Raw genomic sequence first — 5,741 nt, 5'->3', positions numbered from 1 at the left:
GTGGGCCGCTCGCGCGACCCGCGCCACTGACTCGTCGGACGGCTGGGCGACGCCCCTGACGGCGGGCAGCGTCTCCTCGTAGAAGTCGTGTGCGACGGCCGAGGACGTCACCAGCAGGACGGAGTCGACGGTGCTGAGGATTGCCGCGAGCACGCCGAGCAACAGCAGGACGCCCGGTGTCGGCCCGAAGAGGTCGAGCGCCAACTGGACGAGCGCCGCGTCCGGCGACGAAAGTTCGGGGTACCGGACGCGCGCGAGCACGCCGAGCGTGGCGATGCAGGCAGCGACCACGGCCTGGATGACGACCGCGACGCCGACCGCGCTACGGACCGTACCGGGGTTCCGCATGGCGTACACGCGGGAGAGTTCGTAGGGCGCGACGGCGATTCCGAACCCGAACGAGGCGGCGAGGCTGCCGACGCGCGTCCAGTCGTGGTTCCACGCGAGCAGTGCGGGGTCGACGGCGGCCGTCTGCGCGGCGAGTCCGCGGAAGCCACCGACGTCGGCGACGCCGACGGCGGTGGCGGCCAGGAGCGCGACGACGAGCAACGCGACCTGGAGCACGTCCGTGTAGACGCTCGCGCGCATGCCGCCAACGGCGGTGTAGGAGACGGCGACAGCGGCCAGGAGCGCGGCCGACGGGAGGGTCCCGAGGCCGACGAGCGCGTCGAGGACGACGCCGCCGGCGACGTACTGGGCGGTCGTGTACACGAGATAGATGACGGCGATGAGCGCCGCGGCGAGTCCGCGGACGAACGCGCCGTCGCTGTCGCCGGGAAACCGGTCCGCGAGGTAGTCGGGGACGGTGTAGCCCCCGTGCGCGCGGAGCTGCGGGGCGACCAGGAGGACGGACGTGAGCCAGCCGGCCCAGATGCCGACCCAGATCCACGTGAAACTCACGCCCGTGAGGTAGTGCAGGCCGACGGTGCCGACGAGGGTTCCGGCGCTCACCTGTGTCGCCGTGAGGCTGGCGCCGCCGACGAGCGGGCCGACGGTGCGGTCGGCGGTGAAAAACGACTCCGTGTCGCCGCCGCGGTCGAAGAGCCGACGGACGCTCATCCGGCGCCCCCTCGGGTGCCGAACACCGCGTGTAGCGACGCGCCTGCGTCGGGTGCGACGGCCACCGAGCGGGCCACCCCAACCATGTGGAACAGAAAGTACCACCGAGGGGACGTATCTTTCGGCCGACTAGTAGGAATACAAATGATTTCTGGGTGAGAGTACCCGCACTACTATCTCGGTGGCGTCTGAACGGGGCCGCATGAGCGGGTCAGGGGAGGACCGGATGACAGTCCTCTGCGTGGACGACGACGAGGCATTCCTCGAACTCGAAGTCGAGATGCTCGAACTGCGGGCCGATGACGTCGACGCCGTCCCAGTCTCCTCGGCGCCGGCCGCCCTCGACGTGCTCGCGGAACGGGACGTCGACTGCGTCGTCTCCGACTTCGACATGCCGGAGATGACCGGACTGGAGTTCCTGGAGGCCGTCACCGAGCGGTTCCGGCGGCTTCCCTTCATCCTCCACACGGGCAAGGGCAGCGAGGAGATCGCCAGCGAGGCCATCTCGGCGGGCGTCGCGGACTACATCCAGAAGAGCGGGGGCGCCGAACAGTACGACCTGCTGGCCAACCGGATCCGCAACGCGGTCGGCCACACCCGGGAGTCCGTCCAGCGGGAACGCACCGAGCAGTGGTACCGGCAGCTGTTCGAGCAACGGATCATCGGCGTCGCCATCTCCCAGGACGGCGAGTTCGTCCAGGCGAACCAGAAGTTCGCGGACATCCTGGGGTACGACCGCTCGGACGTCGTCGGCATGACGGCCATGGACGTGGTCGCGGCCGACGACCGGGACAGGGTCGCTCGCGCGCTCCGGAAACGGGAGGACGGGGAGGTGGACAGCATCCACTACGTGGTGACGGCCGTGCGAGCGGACGGCGAGCGCGTCGACCTCGAGGTCAACGGCGGCCGCGTCGACTACGGGGGTGACCCCGCCGTGCTCGGCCTCGTGTTGCCCGTCAGCGAACACGCTCGCGTCGTCAGGCCGACGGTCAGCAGGGGGGTCCGTGACGACCTACGGAACGCGGCGGCCGCTATCGACGCCACGGACCGCGACGACCACACACTCGACGGAGCCCACCGCGCGGTCGAGCGTGCGCTCGACGTGCTCGGGGTGGACAGTGACCCGCCGGCGGGCGACGGGACAGCGACGACCTCACTGGCCGACGCTTGCAACGCCGCGTGGTCGCGATTCGACGTCGGCCCGGACGCCAACCTCGAGGTCAGGGCCGACGCAGCGGTCGGCGCGGACGAAGCAGCGGTCGCGGCGTTCGTCGAAGACGTCGTCGAGGTCGCACTCGGTCGATGGCCGACGGACTGCACGGTCGTCGTGGAGCCAGTCGACGGCGGGTTCAGCGTGCGCGTCGCATCGCCGAACGTCCGGAGACAGGCCGCCGCCGACCTACTGGGCGCGGACGCGCCACGGCTAGACCCTGTGACTGACGTGGCGAGTCGCCACGGCTGGGACGTGATGATAACGACGCTCGGCCCGAACACCGTGGAGTACACGCTGGAACTCGCACCGAACGGTAGCGTGTCCTGACCCGCGACCCGGCAGCGCGGCGGCCTGCTCGCGCCGCCCTGCAGCGTTTCTCGCCCGACGCCGTCCGAACTGGACCGCTCCGCTGTCACCCGCTTCGACCACCGCCGTTGCCGTGTCCGCTCCCTGGATTCTTTCCCTTCCACCTGCCGTTTCCCCTGCCTCGGTTCTTCCCTCGCCCGTTCCCCTCGTCTTCGCCACCGCGCTTCTGTTCGCTCTCGTCGTCGCGGTCGTCTCCGTGTCGCTCGTGGCCCTTCCCCTGCCCGTTCTCGTGCCCCTTTCCACGTCCCCTCACGTGGCCCATGCCCTTCCCAGGGTGGTCGTCGTCCTCGCGGTCGCCCTCAGCGTCTTCGTCGGCGGAGTCGCTGCCCGCCGTGTCCTGTCGTTCGCCAACAGACTCGTCGTCGGCGTCCCCATCACTGCCTTCGCTGTCGTCACTGCGTTCGGTGGTTCGGTCGCTGTCTTCGCTGTCGTCGGCGTTGCCGCTCGTCCCGTCGTTCGAACAGGTGCCGCGGCGGACGACGACTGGTTCGTCGAGCGCGAGCGCCGTCCGTGTCGGTCCGTCCGCTGACTCCGAGAGCACCTCCCAGTCGGTGAGCTCGCCGTCGTAGTACTCGCCGGACAGCGCAGCTTCGTCGTTATACGACGGGTCGATCCGGATTTCCAGGTCGGGGTCGGTGCCGAGTCCGCGGAACGCGCCGCCGTCCGTCCGGCTGTCGGCCCACGTCCAGTCGACGGTCGCTTCGGTCCCGTCGCGGGTCCACTGGTCGAAGTTCGACTCGCCGTCGTAGTAGTCGTCCCGGACGACCCACTCGCCGTCCGGCGGAAGGCCGGCGAACTCGAACGTCGCGGAACCGCCGTCCGTCCCGTCGCCGTACTTCTCGTGAACGACGACCAGGCTCAGGCCGCTCGGGCCGTCGTAGAGGAACAGGATGGACGTGTCAGGGCGCTGCAGGTCGACGAGGCCCGTGGCGCTGAAGTCAGCGCCCTCGACGGCCCACCCGTAGCGCTCCTCGACCGGGACGTCGCCGGACAGCGGCACGACAGGAACGCACTGGTCGCCCTGTTCGACGACGAACTGGCCGGTGCTGTCGGGACCGGACGCGGTGTCGGTCGCCGCACTGGACTGTGACGCGGCCCCGAGTCCGGCCGCAGCGAGGCCGAGACTGCCGAGGAACGCGCGTCGCGTCGCGTGTGCCCTGCGCCGCTGAGTTCGCTGCATACCCTCGACGACGGCCACTGCGGGGTTTGTTATGAGACGGTTACCGCCGCTGTGGAACTCCGGTGACAGGGCGCCGGCGCAGAACGCCCTCGTCCCGCGGCTACCGGGTGGCGTCGCCGTCGGCCGTCAGAAAGATTACCGCAGACCGTCGCTGCGTCGACCGCGCTATCCGGTCAGTTGATGTGTCCTTCTTCGCGGAGCTGGTCGGCGTCCTGCTCGTCGTAGCGCCACTCGATGTTGGCTTTCTCGTCCTGCCAGTCCCACGGCTCCACGAGCACGACGTCGCCCTCGTTGATCCAGGTGCGGTACTTCATGCGGCCGGGGATGCGGCCCATTCGGTTCTCGCCGTCTTCGCACTGCACGCGAACGTGGTTTCCGCCGTTGTGTTCGGTCACGACGGCGAAAAGCTCGTCTCCGTTGGGCATTCGCAGGTTGCGACGCCCAGAATCTTCACTCACACCCAGTCTAGGGACGGCAGACGTTTAAGTCACCGGGGAGACGTGGTACCACGCGACGTACGACCGTGCTGGCGATTGTCAGGTCGGGCGCCGGCTCTCTGTCAATCGAACGCAGCGAGGGTATCCGCCGGGACGCGCCGACTCGCGGACGGCGGACTGACCGGGGAATTCGACGAGGCGTAGCTGACCGCCCAGCGCGCCTCAGTACGCGTCGCGCGATTTGACGTCGCCGACGTCCGCGTCCGGCGCGGCGTCGACGTCGTCGCTGTACACCACACCGACACTCGCGTCGGGGCCCAGCGTGACGCGGTCCCCGACCACGGTCTCGGCGTCGGTCACGTCGAGGTCCACAGTCTCCCCCTCGACGGTGTCGACCGCCAACACGGCGTCGTCGCGGCCGAGGAGCTTCGTCACGAGTGAACGTCCGCGCTCGCCGGCGCGAACCACGACCTCGGTTGCGCGGACACTGTCGACGCGGGACTCGTCCCCCAGCGTCAACTCGAACCTGCGAGCGGCCACGTCGCCCGCGCGGAGCGATCCGGTCGCCGTGAGCGCGTCCGCGTTCACGTCCTCGAACGTCCCGGCACCGTCGACTACCAGGTCGGTGACGTCGGTCAGGCCGTCGACGCGCAGGTTCCCGCTGACGTCGACGTTCGCGGCGACGAGGCTCCCGCCGACCGCGAGTTTGCCGCTGGTCTCGATCTCGTGACCGTCGAAGTTGCCGTCGACGCTGGTCTTCCCGCTGCCGTCGAGGCGGTCGACGCTGGCGTTCCCGTCCACGTCGAGTGTTCCGCTCGTGTCCACTTCCTGGCCGTCGAAGTTGCCGTCGACGCTGGTCTTCCCGCTGCCGTCGAGGCGGTCGATACTGGCGTCTCCGCGCACCACGGTCTTTCCGCTGCCGTCCAGTTCGTCGGCGCGGGCGTCCCCGCGAACAACGGTCTTCCCGCTGCTGTCGAGGTCCTCGACGGTTGCGTCGCCCTCCACGACGAGCTTCTTCCTGACGTCGACCGAGCCGGCGTCGAGGCTGCCGGCGCGCAGTTTCCCCGAGGAGTCGACGCGGTCCGCCCGGAGCAGTCCGGTGACGGTCGCTTTCCCGCTGTTTTCGAAGGTCGCGCAGTCGACGCGGTCGTAGGAGGCGGAGCCGCTGACACTGACGTGGTCGCCGCCTGTCGTGTCGCTCATGTGACTTCCACCGACTGCCACCCCCTTCAAACTTTGCACTAGATGTGAGTCTGGTGTGAGTCAACACGCACATTTATTGTGGTGGCGACGGTCTGGTGGCGTGTGAGCAGACAGATCCGCATCTCAATCGACGACGACGAGGTCTTCGAGCGGCTGAAACGCCGGAAGGACGCCCTCGACCTCTCCTGGGAGGATGCGCTCCGGCGGGGGCTCCGGGACAGCCCCGAACCGCCGCGCGCCCCGAGTACGGCCTCGGAGTCGCGACGCGGCCGCGACCGCTCGC

General features: G+C 69.4%; 6 protein-coding genes. 2 read left to right on the top strand and 4 right to left on the bottom strand.

Annotated features, from left to right (window positions below; translation table 11 throughout):
- Positions 1 to 1,059 (bottom strand): sodium:solute symporter family protein (locus tag GRX66_RS15785; RefSeq protein WP_201293064.1); only part of this gene is annotated, 1,059 nt, incomplete at its 3' end.
- A gap of 202 nt (positions 1,060 to 1,261) precedes the next feature.
- Here GRX66_RS15785 and GRX66_RS15780 point away from each other — a divergent pair.
- Positions 1,262 to 2,599, top strand: coding sequence for a PAS domain S-box protein (locus tag GRX66_RS15780; protein ID WP_159527390.1), 1,338 nt, complete (start codon positions 1,262 to 1,264; stop codon positions 2,597 to 2,599).
- An 85-nt stretch (positions 2,600 to 2,684) separates the two neighbouring features.
- Here the strand turns inward: GRX66_RS15780 and GRX66_RS15775 are convergent, their stop codons facing one another.
- The 3 genes from GRX66_RS15775 to GRX66_RS15765 all read right to left on the bottom strand — a co-directional run bounded on the left by GRX66_RS15775 (position 2,685) and on the right by GRX66_RS15765 (position 5,458).
- Positions 2,685 to 3,818: a hypothetical protein gene (locus tag GRX66_RS15775; RefSeq protein ID WP_159527389.1), complete on the bottom strand. Its 1,134-nt coding sequence runs from the start codon at positions 3,816 to 3,818 to the stop codon at positions 2,685 to 2,687.
- A 173-nt stretch (positions 3,819 to 3,991) separates the two neighbouring features.
- Positions 3,992 to 4,276 carry a translation initiation factor eIF-1A gene (locus tag GRX66_RS15770; protein WP_082687230.1) on the bottom strand — a complete coding sequence of 95 codons (285 nt, stop codon included), beginning with the start codon at positions 4,274 to 4,276 and terminating at the stop codon, positions 3,992 to 3,994.
- A gap of 201 nt (positions 4,277 to 4,477) precedes the next feature.
- Positions 4,478 to 5,458, bottom strand: coding sequence for a hypothetical protein (locus tag GRX66_RS15765; RefSeq protein ID WP_159527388.1), 981 nt, complete (start codon positions 5,456 to 5,458; stop codon positions 4,478 to 4,480).
- A 102-nt stretch (positions 5,459 to 5,560) separates the two neighbouring features.
- Between GRX66_RS15765 and GRX66_RS15760 the strand changes: the two genes are divergently transcribed.
- The coding region (locus GRX66_RS15760; protein WP_159527387.1) for a hypothetical protein at positions 5,561 to 5,741 on the top strand (181 nt) is incomplete at its 3' end.

Origin of the sequence: Halobacterium bonnevillei (assembly GCF_009831555.1) — an archaeon.
Taxonomy (GTDB): domain Archaea; phylum Halobacteriota; class Halobacteria; order Halobacteriales; family Halobacteriaceae; genus Halobacterium; species Halobacterium bonnevillei.
The sequence above is the reverse complement of the archived record's forward strand: the minus strand, read 5'-3'. Positions and strand labels throughout refer to the sequence as shown.

Coding starts and splice junctions, on each gene's coding strand:
- GRX66_RS15780 (WP_159527390.1), top strand. CDS start 1,262: ATGAGCGGGTCAGGGGAGGACCGGATGACAGTCCTCTGCGTGGACGAC.
- GRX66_RS15775 (WP_159527389.1), bottom strand. CDS start 3,818: ATGCAGCGAACTCAGCGGCGCAGGGCACACGCGACGCGACGCGCGTTC.
- GRX66_RS15765 (WP_159527388.1), bottom strand. CDS start 5,458: ATGAGCGACACGACAGGCGGCGACCACGTCAGTGTCAGCGGCTCCGCC.